We start from the raw sequence: 20594 nt of genomic DNA, 5'->3' as shown, positions 1-20594 counted from the left end.
CCTTAAACTCAATTATTTAGTTGCTTTTTTCTTATTTGCTACCGTCTTACGCTTACCTTTCCGCGTGCGGGAGTTGTTTTTCGTGTGCTGGCCACGAACCGGCAGGCCTTTCCGGTGACGCAGACCCCGGTAGCAACCAATGTCCATCAATCGCTTGATGTTCAACTGGACTTCCGATTTCAGTGCCCCTTCAACCTTGTGTTCTGCGCTGATGATGGTCCGGATGGCATTCGACTCTTCGTCGTTCCACTCGCTCACCTTTTTATCAACAGATACACCTGCTTTATTCAGAATTCTCTGCGCTGAGCTACGGCCAATGCCAAAAATGTAAGTCAACGAAATTTCACCGCGTTTCCGGTCGGGAATATCAACCCCTGCAATACGTGCCATATTCAGTGATTAACCTTGTCTTTGTTTATACCTAGGATTCTTCTTATTGATCACGTAAAGCTTCCCCTTCCGGCGGATCACCTTACAATCAACACTGCGCTTTTTAATCGACGCCTTGACTTTCATGGTTTTACTCTCCGTTTTACGGTTTTCGGTTTTCGGTTTTCAGTTTTCGGTTCTTGCTGCACAATGTCAGCCTACCGTCAACCATAAACCGTAAACTTTAAACCTTATTTATACCGATAAACAATTCGTGCTTTGGACAGGTCATACGGCGACATTTCCAATTTCACCCGGTCGCCGGGCAAAATTTTGATGTAATTCATCCGCATTTTCCCGGAAATATGAGCAACTACTTCATGCTTGTTTTCGAGTTGTACCCGAAACATGGCATTGGAGAGTGCTTCTACAATGGTACCGTCTTGTTCGATGGATGTCTGTTTTGCCATTCCTTACGCTATGGTCACTTCGTTGACTTCAATCATTAAGCTGGTATTGGCCGTTACTTCTTCAATGTACTGGAACGTCGTCAGAATTTCCGGTTTCCCTTTCCGAATCGCGACCGAGTGTTCGTAATGAGCAGACGGTTTTCGGTCGGCGGTTCGGATGGTCCAGCCATCCCGTTCCTGAACAATGCTTTTCTTGCCAAGATTTACCATCGGCTCGATGGCCAGAACCATGCCTTCTTTCAGCTTGACACCCTGTCCACGTTTGCCGTAATTCGGCACTTCCGGGCTTTCGTGGAGACTCTTTCCGAGTCCATGACCCACCAACTCCCGAACTACTGAATACCCGAACTTCTCCACATGGCTCTGCACTGCATACCCAATGTCGCCAATCCGATTCCCTTCCGTTGCTTTTTCAATACCGCAATACAGTGATTGCTTGGTACGGATCAGCAGGTCACGAACTTCCTGGCTAATGTCTCCAATGGGATAGGTATAAGCACTATCACTATGGTATCCGTTCAGTTTTACGCCACAATCGATCGAAATAATATCGCCTTCTTTCAGTTCGTACTTACTCGGAAAACCGTGTACGACCGTCTCATTGACCGAAATACACAAAGCGGCCGGGAAGTTATTGAATCCTTTAAAAGAAGGAATACCACCGTTATCGCGAATATACTCCTCAGCCACGCGATCCAGTTCTTTTGTAGTCACGCCCGGACGAATCCGTTTGGCTACTTCGGCATGTGCTTTGCCCAGAACCTGTCCGCTGATTTTCATCAGCTCAATTTCGGCGTCTGATTTCAGGTAAATCATTTTGTTAAGCCGTTATGCTCTCCGTACGACCCGTTACACGTCCTGATTGCATCAGGCCTTCGTAACGACGCATCAGAAGATAACTTTCAACCTGCTGCAAGGTATCCAGCACCACGCCCACCATAATCAACAGCGACGTACCGCCGAAAAACTGCGAGAAGTTGCGAGTCATTCCCAGCAAAGACGCAACAGCCGGCAAAATCGCTACAATAGCCAACATAAGCGCTCCCGGTAACGTAATCCGGTCCAAAACCTGACCGATGTATTCAGAAGTCATAAAACCGGGTTTAACACCGGGAATAAAACCTCCGCTCCGTTTCATGTCGTCGGCAATCTGATTCGGGTTAACCGAAATCGCCGTGTAGAAAAACGTAAAGACGATAATCAGAACGGCGAACAACACGTTATACTGCCACGAGGTATAATCGGCGAAAACCGTTTGTACCGAACCGGCCAAATCGCTCTTTTCCGCAAACAACGAAGCAACCAGCGATGGAACGAACATCAGTGCCTGAGCAAAAATGATCGGCATAACACCGGCAGCATTCAACTTCAGGGGAAGATACTGACGTTGACCGCCCACTACCTTGTTCCCAACAACCTGTTTGGCATACTGAATCGGAATTCGGCGAACCGCCTGTGTCAGTACAACCGCACCCATTACTACAAAGAACAGAGCAACGATTTCAAGGACGAACAGCAAAGCTCCTCCTGATCCGCGGGACAAAGCTTCTCCGTATACGGCACCCGGAAACCGCGACACAATACCGATCATGATCAGCATCGAAATCCCGTTCCCGATTCCCTTATCGGTGATGCGCTCACCCAGCCACATGCAAAAAATGGTACCGGCCGTCAAAACCACAACAGACACAATATTGAATGTGGCCTTATTGATCATGATGGCTTCGCCCGGAATGGTCGTCGTCAAATACGTAATCGCCTGAGCCGCCGTCACGAAAATGGTCAGGATACGGGTAATCTGGTTTAAACGCTTCCGACCCGACTCCCCTTCTTTCTGCATTTTCTGAAAGTAAGGCAGGGCCAGAGTCAAAAGCTGAATCGCAATCGATGCCGAGATATACGGCATGATTCCCAAAGCAAAAATGGATGCTTTGCTGAAGGCTCCACCCGAAAACGTTTCCAGCAACCCCAGGAGTCCCTGCGGATTGAGGTTTAACTTCGTCGGATCGATCCCTGGCAATACAATTTGAGACCCTAGTCTAAAAACCGTCACAAACAACAATGTGTTGAGAATGCGGGTTCTCAGTTCCTCGATCGAAAAGATATTCTGAAGGGTCGTGATGAATCGTTTCATTAGTGTATCAAGCTGCTCGTCCGAAAAAAGTCACCAAATTTACGAAGAAATATTGGCTAAATCTACTCATGAACGAACAAGCCGATTAGAGCTTGATTGCTTTACCGCCTGCTTTCTCAATTGCTTCAATCGCTTTCTGCGAAAAGCCATGCGCTTTCACTTCTACTACTGAAGAAATTTCACCCCGGCTCAGAACTTTTATCTTGTCATTTTTACCGGCCAAACCGTGTTGCATCAACACATCGATGTCGATGGAAGTAACACCGGCGCTTTCAATTAACTGCTGAAGTGTGTCTAGGTTAATCGGCTTATACTCAACCCGATTGATGTTCTTAAAGCCGAATTTCGGTACACGGCGCTGCAAAGGCATCTGACCACCTTCGAAGTTTTTCTTGGCGCTGTAACCGGAACGCGACTGGGCACCTTTATGGCCACGGGTTGATGTTCCACCCATGCCAGAACCCGTACCCCGACCTACTCGCTTGCGCTCCCGGACTGATCCTTCCGCAGGTTTAAGTGTATTCAGACTCATAATTTTAAATTTCTTCTACAGTAACTAAATGTTGAATTTTACGGATAATTCCACCGACAGCGTCATTGTATTCCAATGAAACGCTGCGGTTGATTTTCCCCAGACCAAGCGACTTGATCGCCAGTTTCTGTGTTTTCGGCCGCTTGATAATGCTGCGAACCTGTGTTATTTTAACCCGTGCCATTTTCTTGCCGTTGTTAAGGACTCTTATCCGTTAAAAACTTTGCTCAGTTTCACCCCGCGCTGGAAAGCGACCTGGTGCGGAGCGCGCATTTTCAGCAGCGCGTCGATGGTTGCCTTCACCACGTTGTGCGGATTGGATGACCCTTTCGATTTTGCCAATACATCGCGGATACCAGCACTTTCCAATACTGCACGCATTGCACCACCGGCGATAACACCCGTACCGGCAGAAGCTGGTTTCAGCAGCACAAAACCACCACTGAATTTCCCTTCCATCGCATGAGGAACCGTATGCTTCAGCAGCGGAACCTGAACGAGGTTTTTCTTTGCATCTTCAATTCCTTTGGCAATCGCATCCGTTACTTCGTTCGCTTTACCGAGGCCGTAGCCAACCACACCGTTGCCGTCACCGACGACGATAATGGCCGCAAAGCTAAAACGCCGACCACCTTTCACCACCTTGGCAACGCGGTTAATAGCAACAACGCGTTCTTTCAGTTCAGACTCGTTAACTTTAGCAGGTCTTGTATTGGTTACCATTGTTTTGCTTAGAATTTAAGGCCTCCTTCTCTGGCGCCGTCGGCCAAAGCTTTCACCTTACCATGATATAAATAACCATTCCGATCAAAAACTACCTTGGAAATACCGCTGGTAGTTGCTTTTTCTGCCAAAGCCTGTCCAACCTGTTTTGCCAGTTCGACGTTAACACCTTTTTTATCGTTGCCGGTGATTTCGATCGATGAAGCACTGACCAGGGTGTGGCCTTTCTCATCATCAATGATTTGGGCATAGATACGGGCATTTGACCGGAAGACGGATAGTCTCGGCTGGTCAGCCGTTCCGGAAACTTTATTCCGGATATGATTTTTAATACGCAGTCTTCTGCTTTCTTTCGTGACAGCCATTTTCGCCTGTGCTTATTATATGGTTCACCTATTACTTCTTGGAAGCAGACTTACCAGCTTTCCGACGAATTTTCTCGCCCACAAACCGGATACCCTTCCCTTTGTACGGTTCAACTTTCCGCAACGAACGGATTTTAGCCGCAACATCGCCGATCAGTTGTTTGTCGATTCCTTCCAGAATGACTTTCGGGTTTTGTCCCTTTTCCGTTATGGCGCTTACTTTCAGTTCCGTTGGGATGGCCACGTAAATATCGTGTGAATACCCCAGCGTCAATTGCAGAATGTTATTCGTTGCAACGGCTTTGTAACCGACCCCGACGATTTCGAGTTCCAACTTATAACCGGTGCTGACACCTGTTACCATGTTGTTGACCAGAGCGCGATACAAACCGTGCAAGGCTTTGAAACGTTTCTGGTCGTTCGGGCGAACTACCTTCAGTTCTCCGTCGACGATCTCTACTTTAATATCCGGGTTGATGCTCTGCGAGAGTTCCCCTTTCGGACCTTTCACCGTAACTGTGTTACCGTTCTCGACCGAAACTGACACTTTCTCGGGCAGTGCAATGGATTTATTACCTACGCGTGACATAGTTTCTGATTAATATACGTAACACAACACTTCACCGCCTACGTTCAGCGTCCGGGCTTCCTTGTCCGTCATCACCCCTTTCGAGGTAGAGACGATGGCGACACCTAAGCCATTCAGAATCCGCGGAATGTCCGTAGCTCCTTTGTACTGACGCAGACCCGGGCGGCTCACACGCTGCAAATCAACGATGGCAGGTTGTTTCGTAACCGGATTGTACTTCAGTGCAATTTTAATACTTCCTTGCGGGCCCGTCTCGTCGAACTTGTAGTTCTGGATGAAGCCTTTATCAAAGAGTACCTTAGTGATCTCCTTCTTTATATTGGAAGCAGGAATTTCCACGACCCGGTGCTTGGCGCGGATCGCATTTCTGATGCGAGTCAGATAATCTGCTATGGGATCAGTATTCATTTCCTCCTGATTAGTAACTGCAAACCTCGCTGACGGATTAGCCGTTTTGAACGGGCCTGCAAAATTAGGGAATTGTTTCGATAATCGCTAAGATGGCGTGAAAGTTACCAGCTTGCCTTTGTTACACCCGGAATCTTACCGGCCGATGCCATTTCACGGAACGTCACGCGGGAGATACCAAATTTCCGCATGTACCCGCGAGGGCGGCCCGTTAACTTACACCGATTGTGCAGACGTACCGGCGAAGCATTCTTCGGCAGTTTGTCTAACCCGAGGTAGTCTCCGGCAGCTTTCAGTGCGGCACGCTTGGTAGCGTATTTCGCAACTAAGGCAATCCGCTTACGCTCTCTTGCTTTGATGGATTCTTTTGCCATGTTTTTATGCGCGTTATGCGTTATTTTTTACCGCCGGCGAAGGGCATGCCCAGGGCCTTTAGCAATGCAAAGCTTTCTTCATCCGTGTTCGCCGTCGTAACGAACGTGATATCCATACCTGAAATCCGACTTACTTTGTCAATCGTAATTTCCGGGAAGATAATCTGCTCCTGGACACCGAACGTGTAATTCCCGTTGCCATCGAAGCCTTTATCACTAATTCCTTTGAAGTCACGAACGCGCGGCAGAGCGACAGCGGTCAGACGATCCAGGAATTCGTACATCTTCTCTCCGCGCAGGGTCACTTTAGCGCCGATCGGCATGCCTTCGCGCAGCTTAAAGTTAGAGACGGCTTTTTTCGCAATGGTTGCCACTGCTTTCTGGCCTGTAATCATCGTCAGTTCTTCGACACCTACATCGACTAACTTCTTGTCAGCGACGGCGGCCCCAATCCCCTTGTTTACAACAATCTTAGAGAGTTTCGGTACCTGCATAACGCTTTTGTACTGAAACTTTTCTTTCAATTGGGCCACGATCTCGTTGGTATATTTCTCTTTCAGCCTCGGTGTTGCCACTTTCGTATCTGTTTAATACGTTCCTGATTTCTAATCGATTAGATAAAATTACCGGTCTTTTTCGAGTACCGTTGCAACTTATCCTTGTCATTCAGTTTACGGCCGGTCCGGGTCGGTTCTTTGGTGGCGGGGTCAATCACCATCAGGTTGCTGATGTGGATTGTTCCTTCGCGTTTCTCCAAACTTCCCTGGGGGTTGGCTGCGGAGGGTTTCACATGTTTGGTGATCATGTTTACTCCTTCAACCACGGCGCGTTGCTTATCGACCAAAACGCGCAGGATGGTGCCGGTTTGGCCCTTCGAGTTACCAGAGAGCACTTTCACAGCGTCTCCCTTTTTGATGTGTAACTTCGCAGGCTTGTCTGCTACTTTCTTCATGGGTTACAATACTTCTGGAGCCAAAGAAACGATTTTCATAAACTGCTTCTCGCGCAATTCGCGGGCAACGGGCCCAAAAATGCGGGTACCGCGCGGCTCGTCATTGTTGTTCAGCAGAACGGCTGCGTTGTCTTCAAACCGGATATAAGAACCGTCTTTCCGACGAATTTCTTTCTTGGTGCGAACGACTACCGCCTTCGAAACAGTACCTTTCTTCATGTTACTCGAAGAAAGCGCCTGCTTCACCGTCACTACAATTTTATCTCCAACCGTAGCGAAACGCTTGCCGGTTCCACCCAGTACCCGAATACAGAGTACTTCTTTGGCACCGCTATTATCGGCTACGCCCAAACGTGATTCTTGCTGGATCATGATTACTTCGCCTTTTCAATGATTTCGACTAATCGCCAACATTTGTTCTTGCTCAGCGGACGGGTTTCCATGATGCGAACCGTATCACCGATTCCACATTCATTTTTTTCGTCATGGGCCATGAACTTCTTCGTACGGTGCATGAATTTTCCATAAATGGGATGCTGCACTTTCCGATCGACTGCAACCGTGATGGATTTTTCCATCTTGTTGCTTACCACCTTACCAATTCTTTCTTTTCTTAAATTTCTTTCTTGCTGCTCCATGAGTCGATACCGTTTAATTAGCTGGCGTTTTCTTTAACAGTCAGCTCGGTCAGTAATTGAGCAATCAATTTACGCGTGGTGCGAATCCGCATCGGGTTTTCGATGGGCGAAATGGCGTGCGCAAACTTTAATTTTTGCAAGCGATCTTTCTCAGCCGCTACCTGCTCATTCAATTGTTCAACCGTCAGCGACTTGATCTCGTTCTTTTTCATGACTGATTAGTCTTCTGTTTCCTGATAATCCCGACGAACAACGAATCTTGTTTTGATCGGTAACTTTTGAGCCGCCAAACGCAGAGCCTCATTGGCTACGTCCAGGGGAACACCAGTTGCTTCGAACAGAATGGTGCCCGGTTTTACGGCAGCTACCCAATACTCAGGAGCTCCCTTTCCTTTACCCATCCGTACTTCGGCTGGTTTCTTCGTAATCACCTTGTCTGGAAAAATACGGATCCAAACCTGGCCTTCACGTTTCATGGCACGGGTGACGGAAATACGGGCCGCTTCAATCTGACGGGCTGTAATCCAACCGGGTTCCAGCGACTTGATGGCAAACGATCCGAAAGCGATTTGGTGACCCCGTCCGGCAATGCCTTTCACACGGCCTTTCTGCTGCTTACGAAACTTGGTTCTTTTTGGTTGTAACATCTTTAGTCGTATCTAAAGGACGTGCCTGGTATGACGTCCGATGTTCTTACTATCTTTTGCGTGGGCCACCACCTTGACCTCCGCCACCGCCCGGCCGCGGGCCTCCGCCCTGACCACCACGTTGACCTCCGCCTTGTCCGCCACGTTGACCACCACCGCCTTGTCCGCCCTGACCACGCGGAGCGCCACCACCGGCACCGCCACCACGATTTTGATCATTGCGTCCCCGGCGACGATCACCCCGGTCGCCTTCACCACCGCGTTCTCCGCGACGGTCTCCGCGATCGTTGCGACGATCACCCCGGTCGTTTCCGCGATCTGACTGAGCTGCGGTAATTTGAGCCGCGGGTGACAAATCACGTTTGCCGTAAAGTTCACCTTTGAATACCCAAACTTTGATACCGATTTTTCCGTAGATCGTTTGTGCTTCCGAGATTGCGTAGTCGATGTCAGCCCGAAGCGTGTGCAGTGGCACCCGACCTTCTTTGTACTCTTCCGTACGGGCCATTTCAGCACCGCCCAGACGACCCGATACGCGAACTTTGATTCCCTGAGCACCAACCCGAATCGCTGAGCTGATCGCCTGTTTCATGGCCCGGCGGTACGAAATACGCGCCTGCAATTGTTGGGCAATCGTTTCACCGATCAGTTTAGCATCGATTTCCGGACGTTTGATTTCGAAAATGTTGATCTGAACGTCTTTGCCGGTAATTTTCTTTAGCTCTTCCTTGATCTTATCGACTTCGCCACCGCCTTTACCGATCACAATACCCGGACGTGCCGTGTGAATGGTCAATGTAATGCGCTTCAACGTCCGCTCGATAACAACCCGGGCTATCGATCCTTTCGGGATACGTGCCTGAATATATTTTCTAATTCTTTCGTCTTCAACCAGCTTATCAGGAAACTCTTTGCCGCCATACCAGCTTGAATCCCATCCTTTGACGATACCAAGCCGAAAACCAACGGGGTTTACTTTTTGTCCCATTTTATTGTCTTGTTATTCTGCGTTTTCTGTTGAAACTACTGGTGCAACCGTAAGAGATCCGGCGGCACTCTCAATCACGATCGTAACGTGGTTGGAGCGTTTGCGAATCCGGTGACCACGACCCTGAGGAGCAGGACGCAGACGTTTCAGCATCCGACCGCCGTCGACGAAAATCGTCTTTACGTACAGATCAGCGTCTTCGGCGCGTTCATCTTCGTTTTTTTGCTGCCAGTTAGCAACCGCCGAGAGCACCAGCTTTTCCAGCAGTGCTGCACCGGCCTGGGGTTGATAACGCAGAATACCCAATGCTTTGCTAACCTTCTGACCCCGGATCATATCGGCAACCAGCCGCATTTTACGAGGAGACGAAGGCACATTTTTTAGCTTTGCTACTGCTTCCATTTTTTCTGGTTTCAGGTCTAAAGTCTAACGTTTAACGAACACCTTAAACTTTAAACATTAAACAATTCTATCGTTTGCCTTTGTCTTTCTTCGCAACGTGCCCCCGGAAGTTACGGGTAGGCGAAAATTCGCCTAATTTATGACCCACCATATTCTCGGTGACATACACTGGAATGAACTTATTGCCATTGTGTACGGCGAACGTGTGGCCAACGAAATCCGGAGAGATCATTGAACGGCGGGACCAGGTTTTGATTACAGACTTTCTGCCTGCATCGTTCATGGTGTCCACCTTCTTTTCCAGACGAAAATCTATGTAGGGACCCTTTTTGAGTGAGCGTGCCATCTACCTCTTATTTTTTTCGTTTACTAATGATCAGACGATCTGAATATTTGTTCACCGGGCGGGTCTTCTTGCCTTTTGCGTACAGACCAGTACGTGACCGGGGATGACCACCGGAAGCCCGACCTTCACCACCACCCATCGGGTGATCGACTGGGTTCATGGCAACACCACGGACGCGGGGACGAATCCCTAACCAACGGTTCCGACCGGCTTTCCCCATGCTCACGTTCATGTGATCCGGGTTAGACACCGAGCCGACGGTTGCCATGCAGGTTCCCAATACCATCCGCTGCTCACCCGAAGGCATCCGCAAAATCGCGTATTTGTCTTCGCGGGCAACCAACTGGGCGTAGGTTCCGGCGCTGCGAACCATAGCGGCTCCTTTACCGGGCTTCAGCTCCACGTTGTGAACGATGGTACCAATCGGCATGGCCGACAATGGCAGGGCGTTTCCAACTTCCGGCGGAACGGACGGGCCTGAAATGACCTGCTGTCCAACCGTGATGCCTTGAGGGGCAATGATGTAACGCTTTTCCCCATCAACGTAGAACAACAGAGCGATCCGGGCCGAACGGTTAGGATCATACTCAATCGTCTTAACCGTTGCCGGTACATCAGCCTTATCGCGTTTGAAGTCGATAATCCGATACTGTTTCTTGTGACCGCCACCAATGTAGCGCATTGAACGGTGACCCTGGTTGTTCCGGCCACCTGATCTCTTTATCGATACCAGCAGACTCCGTTCCGGTTTGTCCGTCGTAATCTCGGCAAAGTCCGGGGCCACGCGAAAACGCTGACTCGGGGTTGTTGGTTTCAGTTTCTTAACTCCCATGATTCCTAACTACTTCGTTTAGTCGTTCGTGGTTGGGTTGCCTTATGCTTCAGCGTAAATATCGATGATCTCCCCGTCGGCAACCGTAACGATTGCTTTCTTCCAGGTTGACGTCCGGCCTGCCGTAACAGCGCCTTTCTTCGTGCTCTTCGACTTCATGTGTCCGAAGCAACGCATCGTATTGACTTCCTTCACCGTAACGCCATACAATTTCTCGACAGCCTTTTTGATTTCGATTTTATTGGCATTCATCGACACCTCAAAACCGTATTGTCCCTTCTTATTCTGGGCCGTCACTTTTTCGGTAATGATCGGTCTTTTCAGTACGTTTTCCATAATCAATTACTGGAGAAGAGATTCTAATTTCGACAAAGCCCCTTCAGCAATCAGCAGACGGTCGGCGTGCATCAGATCATACGTGTTAAGGCTGTCAGCCGTCACGACTTTGGCTTTTTGCAGGTTGCGGCTCGACAGAACCACGTTGGTGTCTACCTCAGGCAGAATCAACAACGTTTTCGTGTTCAAAGCCTCAAAACCGTTCAAAAACTCGATGTATGACTTCGTACGGGGGCCTTCCAGGGTGAAGTTTTCCAGGATGGAAACGCTGTTACCCTGCGCTTTGGTGGCAAGAGCCGATTTACGGGCCAGTTGCTTTACCTTCTTGTTCAGTTTGAACGAGTAGTCACGCGGACGGGGACCGAAGATGGTTCCACCGCCAACGAATACCGGCGATTTGATGGAACCGGCACGAGCACCACCCGTACCTTTTTGCTTCTTGATTTTACGGGTCGAGTGAGCATTCTCGGCACGTTCTTTTACCTTGTGCGTTCCCTGACGTTGGTTGGCCAGGTATTGTTTCACGTCTAAGTAGATCGCGTGCTCGCTTGGCTCAATTCCGAAGATCTCGTCAGACAAGTTGATCTTCTTGCCTGTATCTTCGCCTTTCGAGTTATAAATTGCTACCTCCATGATTTACTTATCTAAAATGAGGAACGAATTTTTTGCGCCCGGAACCGAGCCGCTCACTACGATCAGATTTTGTTCTGACAGTATCTTCAAAACACGAAGGTTCTGAACTTTCACCCGGTTGCCACCCATGCGACCGGCCATCCGGATACCTTTGAAAACCCGTGAAGGGAATGAACAGGCACCGATAGAACCCGGGTGACGAGCGCGGTTGTGCTGACCGTGGGTTTGTCCACCGACACCACCGAAACCGTGACGTTTCACAACGCCCTGGAATCCGCGACCTTTAACCGTTCCGACGACATCAACGAAATCGCCCTCGACAAAAACATCCGCAGCTTGCAGGGTTTCGCCCAGGCTCAGCTCTTTTTCGAATGTTTTAAACTCAACTAACTTGCGCTTTGGCGTCGTACCGGCCTTTTTAAAGTGCCCCAGCAATGGCTTGGTTGTACGTTTTTCTTTCTTCTCGCCGTAACCCAACTGAACAGCCTGATAGCCGTCGTTCTCCTGCGTTTTTACGTGTGTAACAACACAGGGACCAGCCTCAATAACTGTACATGCCAGAGCCTGCCCGTCAGCATTGTACAGACTGGTCATCCCAATCTTCTTTCCAATTAAACCAGACATAAATAAGTGGTTGTAAAGCAGGAATTTATAGTTTCAACCCGAAAAAATCGGAGTGCAAAGGTAGGAATTACTAACGCTTATTCCAAACCGTATTTTACTTTATTCCAATGATTCCGAGCAAATTAAAAACAAAAAAGGCCAGGCGTGTTCCACCTGACCTTTTCGCTCGGTTGACACAAATGCATGTGTTACCGTACTAAATTAGTCAGATGCGGTTTCCATAAAGGACCTTCACCCGAGGTATGTCTTTGTTCTTAATTCTAAATTCGGCTTGCAAAGGTACGCTATTTTTCGACTTCAAAAAACTTTTTCAACAAAAGTTACTGAAGATTCTTAGCGTTATACTTTGATTTCAACGTCGACCCCACTCGGCAGCTCCAGTTTCATCAACGCATCGACGGTTTTGGCGCTGGTTGAGTAAATATCCACCAACCGCTTGTAGGTGCAAAGCTGGAATTGCTCGCGCGATTTTTTGTTTACGTGCGGAGACCGCAAAACCGTAAAGATTTCTTTTTCGGTCGGCAGAGGAATCGGACCGCTCACAATAGCACCCGTTGATTTTACCGCCTTAACGATTTTTTCAGCCGACTTGTCGACCAGCATGTGGTCGAAGGACTTCAGTTTAATCCGAATTTTTTGATTCATGACAAGTTGTGGTTCTGGTTATAATAGCCGGTAGTTAACCGACACGTGAGCCGCTGCCGAAAGAACCATTTACTCCAGCAGCGGTTTTTAGTTAATGACCAATGAACAATGCCTTACCGACTGTTCATTGGTCATCTATGATTCAATCATTAAGCTCTAACGGTTCCTTTTGCTTTTGCTACGATTCCTTCCGCCAGGTTGGTCGGTACTTGTTCGTAGTGCGAGAAGGTCAGGTTGGCCGTGGCACGACCGGATGACATCGTACGCAGATCCGTTACGTAACCGAACAGTTCCGACAGTGGAACATCGGCTTTGATCACCTGCGAACCCGCCCGCGTGTCCATGCCTTTCATGATACCGCGACGACGGTTTAAGTCACCCGTAATTGGACCGGTATATTCTTCCGGCGTCAGTACTTCAACGGCCATGATTGGCTCCAGCAGTTTCGGACCGGCATTTTTAGCCGCTTCCCGGAAACCGAGACGGGCTGCCAATTCGAACGACAGCGAATCGGAGTCAACATCGTGGAAAGAACCGTGGAACAACCGAACTTTCATCGAATCCAGCGGATAGCCTGCCAACGGACCCGTCGACATTGCTTCCCGGAATCCTTTTTCGACCGATGGNACCGAACTTTCATCGAATCCAGCGGATAGCCTGCCAACGGACCCGTCGACATTGCTTCCCGGAATCCTTTTTCGACCGATGGGATAAATTCGCGTGGAATAACCCCACCCACGATACCGTTCACAAATTCCAGACCGGTTTTGCCTTCTTCACCCGGCATGATTTCGAACACGATGTCGGCAAATTTACCACGACCACCGGTTTGCTTCTTGTAAAGCTCGCGGTGTTCGAAGCTCTTGGTCAACGTTTCTTTGTAAGCTACCTGCGGAGCACCCTGGTTAACTTCCACTTTGAATTCACGACGCATCCGGTCGATGATAATTTCAAGGTGCAACTCACCCATACCGCGGATAATCGTCTGACCGGTTTCTTCATCCGTCTCTACTTTCAAAGTCGGATCTTCTTCGATCAGTTTACCAATGGCTTTCGAGAAGTTATCCTGATCAGCCGTTTTCTTCGGTTCGATGGCGTATCCAATAACCGGATCCGGGAAGACCATGGATTCCAGTACGATCGGGTGTTTCTCATCACAAAGCGTATCGCCCGTTTTGATGTCCTTGAACCCAACAACGGCACCAATATCACCAGCCCGCAGTTTGTCGATCTGGTTTTGCTTGTTGGCGTGCATCTGGAAAATCCGCGAAATCCGCTCTTTGTTGCCCGAACGTGTGTTCAGAACGTAAGAACCGGAATCCAGAATACCGGAATAAACCCGCACAAAACACAGACGACCTACGTAGGGGTCAGTAGCAATTTTAAAACCTAAAGCCGTAAACGGATCGGTTTCGTTCGGGTGACGAACGACTTCCTGATCGGTATTCGGGTTGATCCCTTTAATTTCCGGTTTATCAAGCGGAGAAGGCAGCAACGACATCACGTAGTCGAGCATCGTCTGAACGCCTTTGTTCTTGAACGATGAACCACACAACATCGGAACAATTTTCATCTCGATGGTCGCCTGGCGCAGGGCGGTCAGGATTTCATCTTCCGTGATCGACTCCGGATCTTCGAAATACTTCTCCATCAGCGACTCGTCGTAATCAGCGACGGCTTCGAGGAGTTTTTCGCGCCATTCTTTGGCTTCTTCCAGCATGTCGTCCGGAATCGGAACTTCCTGGAACGTCATGCCTTTGTCGTGTTCGTTCCACTGAATACCGCGGAAGTTTACCAGATCGACTACACCTTTGAAGTTATCTTCGGCCCCGATCGGCAATTGCAGCGGCACGGCATTGCTGCCGAGCATATCCTTCACCTGCTGACAAACCGTCAAGAAGTCAGCACCGGCGCGGTCCATCTTGTTCACGAAACCCAGACGGGCTACGTTGTAGTTGTTCGCCAAACGCCAGTTGGTTTCCGACTGAGGTTCAACACCATCTACGGCACTAAACAAAAACACCAGACCATCCAGAACCCGCAGCGAACGGTTCACTTCCACCGTAAAGTCAACGTGACCCGGGGTATCGATGATGTTCACATGGTAGTTCTGGTCGCGGTATTTCCAGTTGACGGTAGTCGCTGCCGACGTAATGGTGATTCCTCGTTCCTGTTCCTGCTCCATCCAGTCCATGGTAGCGGCCCCTTCGTGTACTTCGCCGATTTTGTGGCTGACCCCGGAGTAATAAAGAATCCGCTCGGTGGTAGTCGTTTTACCGGCGTCGATGTGGGCAGCGATACCAATGTTTCGCAGGTATCGAAGATCAGTTGCCATAATGAAGTATAATTACAGAAGTTAATGTACAATTGCAGGGATCCGAAAAAGCAACTTGTTGGTATTAAAAAGGCACTTTTCGCGAATCAGAGCGCAAAGATAGGGAATCGGGGACGTAAAAGCAAAAGTAATGTAAAGACTATTGCAAAAGTTAATAGTCAGGAAATGAAAGCAATACCGATTTTCAAACTGATTCTTCAGGACGACGCTGGTTTCGGCGGCTGCGCCGGGATTTCCACGACGGCATAGGCATCCAGACCCGCCTGCAGACGCTGCCGAATGGCCATACGAAGCCGCTCAGGGGCCAGGACGATCATCCCCTCCCCAAAACCCAGAATCTCTTTTTCCAATTCATAATTGTGTTGCACCCGGAGTTGAATGACAATGCCCTCAGCGCGCTGCTCCAGCACCCGCTGGGAATGATGAAGTGGTTTGGTTTCTACGTAGGGCGCGTGTAGACGGGTAACGAATAATTTTACCGGAACGGCTCTCAAGTTTTCACTGACGGTAACCCCGATCACATCGCGGTAATACCCATCCGCATCCGTCATCTCATTCGGAATATAATCAGTATCGGGTGCTGGGTTGATAGCCACCATGCGGTCCAGTGCCAGGTGCATGATGCCTTGCTTATCTTTCCCTTTCTGCACACCGGCCGCAAACCAGCGGTTCTTAAACTCTTTCAACCACCAGACATGAAAGGTAAAGAGCTGCGGAGATCGTGCAACAAACGACTGGTACCGGATCTGAAGGGCCTTTTTCTGAATAACCGCCTGATAGAGTTCTTCCAAAAAATGCAGCCCTTTCAGTCCTTCGTTCTTCTCAAAATCAATAACCGGAGCTGACTTCCGACCCGTCGAATACACATGATCTTCCAGTTTCTGAACCACTTCGTTTAGGGACGAAAAGTGCGAAAATCCTTTGAATTGTTTCAGCACCTCAACGGCTTCATTCATACGCAGCAGGTCCCCATCCGACAGCGGAATGTTGGTAATACTGTAGGCGGGGTCTTCGTAGGTATAATACTTTTTCTCCAGAACGACGATCGGCGCAAAATAACCGAGTTTATCACTCCGCATGAGTTGCAGGTCGGCCTGAATGGTACGTCGGCTGATTCCTTTGTCAATCCCTTCGTATTCGTAAAGTGCTTCTGAAACCCGCTCAATCAGGTCGTCCAGCGTCCATTTGCGTTGCCGGTTTCGCAGACAGGCATCCAGCGTTTTATAACGAATCAGGGCATTCCGGTTAACAGGCATGGAGCAATCTGAATTTTTTGAGAAAAATCGACAAATATTCTGAACTACGCAAAAACACTGCGCAGAAGGCTCCAACCTTTGTAGCGACAGAACAGACCAGTTATCAAACCGGATGCGGGTTTCTGAATAGCCCCCTAGTATCGCAGCCCTGGCTGATTCCGATATGCTGTTGACAATGGGAACTTCTGTCTCTAATCTGTGGGTCGGGGGTTCGAATCCTCCTCCTGTTCGACAGGATAGCTCAGTAGGTAGAGCAACAGGCAAACGCAGGTTCGAATCCTGCTATCAACCCAAAAGGTTGATCCATTGGCTGGGAAGCGGCCACTTCTAAAAAGGCCACCAGATGTTAAAACCCAAAGGAGCTATCCAGTTACACCGGAACTCAGTCCGGGTGTAACGGTTTAGACCAAGCCAGCAAGTCCGTGTCGGGGTTGTCGGGTGTACGCTGTTTTTGAAAAGCATTCGAATGGCCGCGTCTTTGCCAGTCAGTCCGACTGCCGGAGCGTTAAGTTATCTGAATTTTTCTCGGAAGCTTCGTACCAGAACACGCTCAATCGGGCTTCCGCTTCGGCTAAATGGGTAGCTCCGAACGGGTTTGACACAAGCAACCATTTACTTAGTCCATACAATTATGAAAACTGTACGTATCCTGGCCCGCCAGATCGGGTTGGTGTTCAAACACGGCGGATACAGGAAAATGCTTTCGGAAGGCAGCCACTGGGTTTGGCCGGGCGAAACCGTCTACGTCTATGAACAGGGTGCCTTGCTGCAGAACCCGCCCTGCGACCTGACGGTATTGCTGTCTTATCCGGAGATTGCCGATCGGCTCGACCTCGTTGAGGTGGACGATAACGAGATTGCCCTGCAATTTGAGAGCGGCCGTTTCCAGACCATTTTGCAAAAAGGCCGCTGGGCGTATTGGAAAGGCATTAAACAGTATATATACATCAAGGCTAATTTAAGCCAGCTCGACATTCCGGCCAACATCGACCTGATTTCGCTGATGCCTCAGCCACTTTCGGCGTTTGTGCGCACCTACACGCTTGAAGCCTACGAAAAAGGGGTTCTGTTCATCGACTGGAAATTCGATCGGATCTTGACTGCGGGAACATATCACTGGTGGAAAAACAACATCCCCGTTCATGTGGCGAAGGTCGATACACGCCAGCAACAAGTCGAAATTGCGGGGCAGGAAATTCTGACAAAAGACAAAGCGTCGCTGCGGTTGAGTTTTTTCGTCCAATATGTCGTTCAGGATGTGGTTAAAGCACTGGTCGACAACAAGGACTACGAGAAACAGTTGTATGTATCGGTTCAACTGGCGTTGCGCGAATACATTGGCGGTTTTACACTCGATGAGTTGTTAGACAGAAAAGGCGAAGTCGCACCGTATATCCTCCAGGCAACGGCGGTCACGGCCACTCAGTTGGGCGTTGAACTGCGGGGTGGCGGGGTACGTGACATCATTTTGCCGGGCGATATGCGCGACATCATGAACCAGGTACTGATGGCTGAAAAGAAAGCACAGGCCAACAGCATCATGCGCCGGGAAGAAACCGCATCGACCCGCAGCCTGTTGAACACCGCCAGACTGATGGAAGACAACGAGATGCTCTGGAAATTGAAAGAGATGGAGTATGTCGAAAAAATCGCGGACAAAATCGGTTCGATTTCCGTCTCTAACAACGGCCTGATGGTCGATCAGTTGAAGGAAATTCTGGTCCGTCGGCGAAACCGCTAATTTTGTAAAATTCCCGACCTTCCTGAAAGATAGATCAACACTTTCAGGAAGGTTGGGTAAACAGAAAGATCATGGAAACTTCCGTTTTACTTGAAGATATTTTGATACTGGGACCCATCCCGGAATCACTGCATACCCCTTTTCTGCGTGTGGCCAACGGATTGATGCAACGCGCTGATTACTCCAAAGAAAAAGTGATGGGTTTGCTGGCGCAGATGCTCCGGAACCCCAAGAAATTTGCCTATTCCAAAAACAAAGTTACCAATCTGGCCCAGGCAGTTTACGAATTAAACAAACGGGGCATTGCTATTCCGCTGAGTGAAACCGGTATTACCTATCTACCATCCGAACCCGTTCCTTACGTGCTGAATACCAGCGAAAAACAGGCGGATCACATCTTCGACCTGCGTACCGATTCGTTGCCGTATGCAGTTTTTGGTCGCGAGCACATTGAGGAAGGCGCTTTGAAACAAATGGAAACAGCCGCCAGTCTGCCCATTTCCATAGCCGGAGCATTGATGCCGGATGCGCACCAGGGCTACGGACTGCCGATCGGGGGCGTTCTGGCGACGGAAGCCAATACCGTTATTCCCTTTGCGGTGGGTGTCGACATTGCCTGCCGGATGTGTCTGTCGGTCTTCGATCTGCCTAAGTCTTTCCTGAAACGCCAACCCGATCTCCTGCAAAAAGCGCTGGTAGAAAAAACCAAATTCGGAATGGGGGGCGAAACCCGCGACAAAATCGACGAAACCGTTATGGATTTGCCGGAATGGCAGGCCACCAAGGTGATCCGCGATCTGAAAGACAAGGCATACCGGCAATTGGGAAGCTCCGGCACCGGAAATCACTTTGTAGAATGGGGCGTCGTGGAGGTCTATGAACCGGATGACCAACTGAACCTGCCACCGGGCGAATACCTGGCCTTGCTTTCCCATTCCGGCTCACGCGGTTTTGGCGGAAACGTCGCCAATTACTATTCCAAACTGGCGATGCAGAAAACCCGGTTGCCGAAGCAGGCAGCGCATCTGGCCTGGCTGGACCTGAACACGGAGGAAGGGCAGGAATACTGGATTGCGATGAATCTGGCCGGTGCGTATGCTTCCGCCAATCACCACGAAATTCACCGCAAACTGGCGAAGGCACTGGGTGAAAAACCGCTGACGATGGTCGAAAACCACCACAATTTTGCGTGGAAAGAACAACTCGCCGACGGTCGTGACGTCATTGTGCACCGGAAAGGAGCAACACCCGCCGGGGCCAATGTGCTGGGCATCATTCCGGGATCGATGACCCAACCCGGTTTTGTGGTTCGCGGAAGGGGTCATGCAGATTCGCTGAATTCGGCCTCGCACGGAGCGGGACGGTTGATGTCACGAACGCAGGCCTTCAATACCCTGACGCGCTCCCAATGGAACAAGGCGTTGAAAGAAGCCGATATCCAACTGATCGGTGGCGATCTGGACGAAGCGCCGATGGTATACAAAAACATCGAAACCGTTATCGAGGCCCAACGTGATCTGGTAGAAGTTCTGGCCAAATTTACACCAAAAATCGTCCGGATGGCCGACGCCAACCGCAAGGAAGGCCGGGAGGAATAAACACTGACGAGGGTCAGGAAAAAACTGACCCTCGTTGATCTACTCCCTATTGTCTACCTTTCCCGGCGATTAGCTATTTTATAACCTTTTCATTACCCTTTACCAGCGCCATTTTGAGGACAATGGGTTAATATTCGGCAATTTACCGTATCTTTGCCGCATAGATTACATGAAAAACCTGCGTCGGCTTCCTTTTCTGCACCGGCTTTTCTGTCTGTTGATGGCCATCAATGTCCTCAACTTCAGCATCGATGCCCCGGATCATCTCACCCTATCTACCAGTCAGAATATGGGTGCAGAAGATCTATCGGTCAACAAAATGGAAAGTATTGGCGAGGTTCTGCTTGAAAAAGTTCTGGCCATTCCCAATGCCGTTCCTGAACGGGACGATCCAGATCACCCGATTGCCGTTAAACTCGTCAAGACGGTTTATGACTGGACTGCTCCCACGGTGATGGTCCCGCTACAGAAAATACCCATTAGTTTTTCCTTACTGATTCCCAGGAAGTATTTCTTCACGGCTTCCTTCTATTCGTCTCACTCTCCTGAGATCGATTCTCCCCCGCCCCAACAGGCCTAATTCCCCTTTTGTGTGAAGAAATGACCGGTTTCCTGTAGTCCGTTGCCCGTTTGTTTCTTCTGTTTTTCGCATCCGCC

At 49.5% G+C, this 20594-nt stretch carries 30 protein-coding genes and 1 pseudogene; 3 read left to right on the top strand and 28 right to left on the bottom strand.

What is annotated here, in order from left to right; all coding sequences use genetic code 11:
* Positions 1-12: 12 nt before the first annotated feature.
* From rpsM to FH871_RS19710, 28 genes and pseudogenes are all read right to left on the bottom strand, one after another.
* Entirely contained in the window at positions 13-390 is a 378-nt protein-coding gene (gene rpsM / locus FH871_RS19845; protein WP_114406368.1) for a 30S ribosomal protein S13, read from the bottom strand.
* Positions 391-399: 9 nt separating this feature from the next.
* Entirely contained in the window at positions 400-516 is a 117-nt protein-coding gene (gene rpmJ, locus FH871_RS19840) for a 50S ribosomal protein L36 (RefSeq protein WP_091512700.1), read from the bottom strand.
* A gap of 104 nt (positions 517-620) precedes the next feature.
* The gene (infA, locus tag FH871_RS19835) at positions 621-839 is read right to left on the bottom strand and encodes a translation initiation factor IF-1 (protein WP_114406369.1); all 219 of its coding nucleotides are present in this window, start codon (positions 837-839) and stop codon (positions 621-623) included.
* A gap of 3 nt (positions 840-842) precedes the next feature.
* A complete protein-coding gene (gene map, locus FH871_RS19830) occupies positions 843-1655 on the bottom strand; it encodes a type I methionyl aminopeptidase (RefSeq protein WP_138993101.1) in 813 nt (270 codons plus the stop codon).
* A 4-nt stretch (positions 1656-1659) separates the two neighbouring features.
* Entirely contained in the window at positions 1660-2973 is a 1314-nt protein-coding gene (gene secY / locus FH871_RS19825) for a preprotein translocase subunit SecY (RefSeq protein ID WP_138993100.1), read from the bottom strand.
* An 85-nt stretch (positions 2974-3058) separates the two neighbouring features.
* A complete protein-coding gene (rplO, locus tag FH871_RS19820) occupies positions 3059-3505 on the bottom strand; it encodes a 50S ribosomal protein L15 (protein ID WP_138993099.1) in 447 nt (148 codons plus the stop codon).
* Between the two features lie 4 nt (positions 3506-3509).
* Positions 3510-3689: a 50S ribosomal protein L30 gene (gene rpmD, locus FH871_RS19815; protein WP_114406373.1), complete on the bottom strand. Its 180-nt coding sequence runs from the start codon at positions 3687-3689 to the stop codon at positions 3510-3512.
* A gap of 23 nt (positions 3690-3712) precedes the next feature.
* Positions 3713-4228, bottom strand: coding sequence for a 30S ribosomal protein S5 (rpsE, locus tag FH871_RS19810; RefSeq protein ID WP_114406374.1), 516 nt, complete (start codon positions 4226-4228; stop codon positions 3713-3715).
* An 8-nt stretch (positions 4229-4236) separates the two neighbouring features.
* Entirely contained in the window at positions 4237-4593 is a 357-nt protein-coding gene (rplR, locus tag FH871_RS19805; protein WP_114406375.1) for a 50S ribosomal protein L18, read from the bottom strand.
* Between the two features lie 31 nt (positions 4594-4624).
* Complete coding sequence (gene rplF, locus FH871_RS19800; protein ID WP_138993098.1) at positions 4625-5182, bottom strand: 50S ribosomal protein L6; 558 nt, start codon at positions 5180-5182, stop codon at positions 4625-4627.
* Between the two features lie 9 nt (positions 5183-5191).
* Positions 5192-5590 (bottom strand): 30S ribosomal protein S8, encoded by a 399-nt coding sequence (gene rpsH, locus FH871_RS19795; RefSeq protein WP_114406377.1) that lies wholly within the window; start codon positions 5588-5590, stop codon positions 5192-5194.
* Between the two features lie 104 nt (positions 5591-5694).
* Positions 5695-5964 (bottom strand): 30S ribosomal protein S14, encoded by a 270-nt coding sequence (gene rpsN / locus FH871_RS19790; RefSeq protein ID WP_114406378.1) that lies wholly within the window; start codon positions 5962-5964, stop codon positions 5695-5697.
* Positions 5965-5984: 20 nt separating this feature from the next.
* Positions 5985-6539: a 50S ribosomal protein L5 gene (gene rplE / locus FH871_RS19785; protein ID WP_114406379.1), complete on the bottom strand. Its 555-nt coding sequence runs from the start codon at positions 6537-6539 to the stop codon at positions 5985-5987.
* A 38-nt stretch (positions 6540-6577) separates the two neighbouring features.
* Positions 6578-6916: a 50S ribosomal protein L24 gene (rplX, locus tag FH871_RS19780; RefSeq protein ID WP_138993097.1), complete on the bottom strand. Its 339-nt coding sequence runs from the start codon at positions 6914-6916 to the stop codon at positions 6578-6580.
* A gap of 3 nt (positions 6917-6919) precedes the next feature.
* Positions 6920-7288: a 50S ribosomal protein L14 gene (gene rplN, locus FH871_RS19775; RefSeq protein ID WP_111626186.1), complete on the bottom strand. Its 369-nt coding sequence runs from the start codon at positions 7286-7288 to the stop codon at positions 6920-6922.
* A 2-nt stretch (positions 7289-7290) separates the two neighbouring features.
* The gene (rpsQ, locus tag FH871_RS19770) at positions 7291-7554 is read right to left on the bottom strand and encodes a 30S ribosomal protein S17 (protein ID WP_038119974.1); all 264 of its coding nucleotides are present in this window, start codon (positions 7552-7554) and stop codon (positions 7291-7293) included.
* Between the two features lie 17 nt (positions 7555-7571).
* A complete protein-coding gene (gene rpmC / locus FH871_RS19765; protein ID WP_114406382.1) occupies positions 7572-7766 on the bottom strand; it encodes a 50S ribosomal protein L29 in 195 nt (64 codons plus the stop codon).
* A 6-nt stretch (positions 7767-7772) separates the two neighbouring features.
* Positions 7773-8201: a 50S ribosomal protein L16 gene (rplP, locus tag FH871_RS19760; RefSeq protein WP_114406383.1), complete on the bottom strand. Its 429-nt coding sequence runs from the start codon at positions 8199-8201 to the stop codon at positions 7773-7775.
* A 49-nt stretch (positions 8202-8250) separates the two neighbouring features.
* Positions 8251-9189, bottom strand: a complete 939-nt coding sequence (gene rpsC, locus FH871_RS19755; protein ID WP_138993096.1) for a 30S ribosomal protein S3 — start codon at positions 9187-9189, stop codon at positions 8251-8253.
* Between the two features lie 12 nt (positions 9190-9201).
* Positions 9202-9591, bottom strand: coding sequence for a 50S ribosomal protein L22 (rplV, locus tag FH871_RS19750; RefSeq protein WP_114406385.1), 390 nt, complete (start codon positions 9589-9591; stop codon positions 9202-9204).
* A 67-nt stretch (positions 9592-9658) separates the two neighbouring features.
* Positions 9659-9937, bottom strand: coding sequence for a 30S ribosomal protein S19 (rpsS, locus tag FH871_RS19745; protein WP_114406386.1), 279 nt, complete (start codon positions 9935-9937; stop codon positions 9659-9661).
* A gap of 7 nt (positions 9938-9944) precedes the next feature.
* Positions 9945-10769, bottom strand: coding sequence for a 50S ribosomal protein L2 (gene rplB / locus FH871_RS19740; RefSeq protein ID WP_114406387.1), 825 nt, complete (start codon positions 10767-10769; stop codon positions 9945-9947).
* Between the two features lie 42 nt (positions 10770-10811).
* The gene (gene rplW / locus FH871_RS19735) at positions 10812-11105 is read right to left on the bottom strand and encodes a 50S ribosomal protein L23 (protein ID WP_114406388.1); all 294 of its coding nucleotides are present in this window, start codon (positions 11103-11105) and stop codon (positions 10812-10814) included.
* Between the two features lie 6 nt (positions 11106-11111).
* Positions 11112-11738 (bottom strand): 50S ribosomal protein L4, encoded by a 627-nt coding sequence (gene rplD, locus FH871_RS19730; protein WP_138993095.1) that lies wholly within the window; start codon positions 11736-11738, stop codon positions 11112-11114.
* 3 nt (positions 11739-11741) lie between these two features.
* On the bottom strand, positions 11742-12362 hold the full coding sequence (gene rplC / locus FH871_RS19725) for a 50S ribosomal protein L3 (RefSeq protein WP_114406390.1): 621 nt from the start codon (positions 12360-12362) through the stop codon (positions 11742-11744).
* A 339-nt stretch (positions 12363-12701) separates the two neighbouring features.
* Positions 12702-13007 carry a 30S ribosomal protein S10 gene (rpsJ, locus tag FH871_RS19720; protein ID WP_114406391.1) on the bottom strand — a complete coding sequence of 102 codons (306 nt, stop codon included), beginning with the start codon at positions 13005-13007 and terminating at the stop codon, positions 12702-12704.
* 149 nt (positions 13008-13156) lie between these two features.
* Positions 13157-15342 (bottom strand): annotated as a pseudogene (gene fusA, locus FH871_RS19715) (elongation factor G).
* Between the two features lie 197 nt (positions 15343-15539).
* Complete coding sequence (locus FH871_RS19710) at positions 15540-16598, bottom strand: YafY family protein (RefSeq protein WP_138993094.1); 1059 nt, start codon at positions 16596-16598, stop codon at positions 15540-15542.
* A gap of 631 nt (positions 16599-17229) precedes the next feature.
* Between FH871_RS19710 and FH871_RS19705 the strand changes: the two genes are divergently transcribed.
* The 3 genes from FH871_RS19705 (at position 17230) to FH871_RS19695 (ending at position 20517) form a co-directional block, all read left to right on the top strand.
* Positions 17230-18339: a slipin family protein gene (locus FH871_RS19705; RefSeq protein WP_138993093.1), complete on the top strand. Its 1110-nt coding sequence runs from the start codon at positions 17230-17232 to the stop codon at positions 18337-18339.
* Between the two features lie 71 nt (positions 18340-18410).
* Positions 18411-19937 (top strand): RtcB family protein, encoded by a 1527-nt coding sequence (locus FH871_RS19700; protein ID WP_138993092.1) that lies wholly within the window; start codon positions 18411-18413, stop codon positions 19935-19937.
* 169 nt (positions 19938-20106) lie between these two features.
* A complete protein-coding gene (locus FH871_RS19695; protein ID WP_138993091.1) occupies positions 20107-20517 on the top strand; it encodes a hypothetical protein in 411 nt (136 codons plus the stop codon).
* The last annotated feature ends 77 nt before the right edge of the window (positions 20518-20594 follow it).

It is taken from the genome of Larkinella sp. C7, from assembly GCF_006149005.1.
Taxonomy (GTDB): Bacteria; Bacteroidota; Bacteroidia; order Cytophagales; family Spirosomataceae; genus Larkinella.
This window is presented reverse-complemented; position numbering and strand designations above follow the sequence as displayed.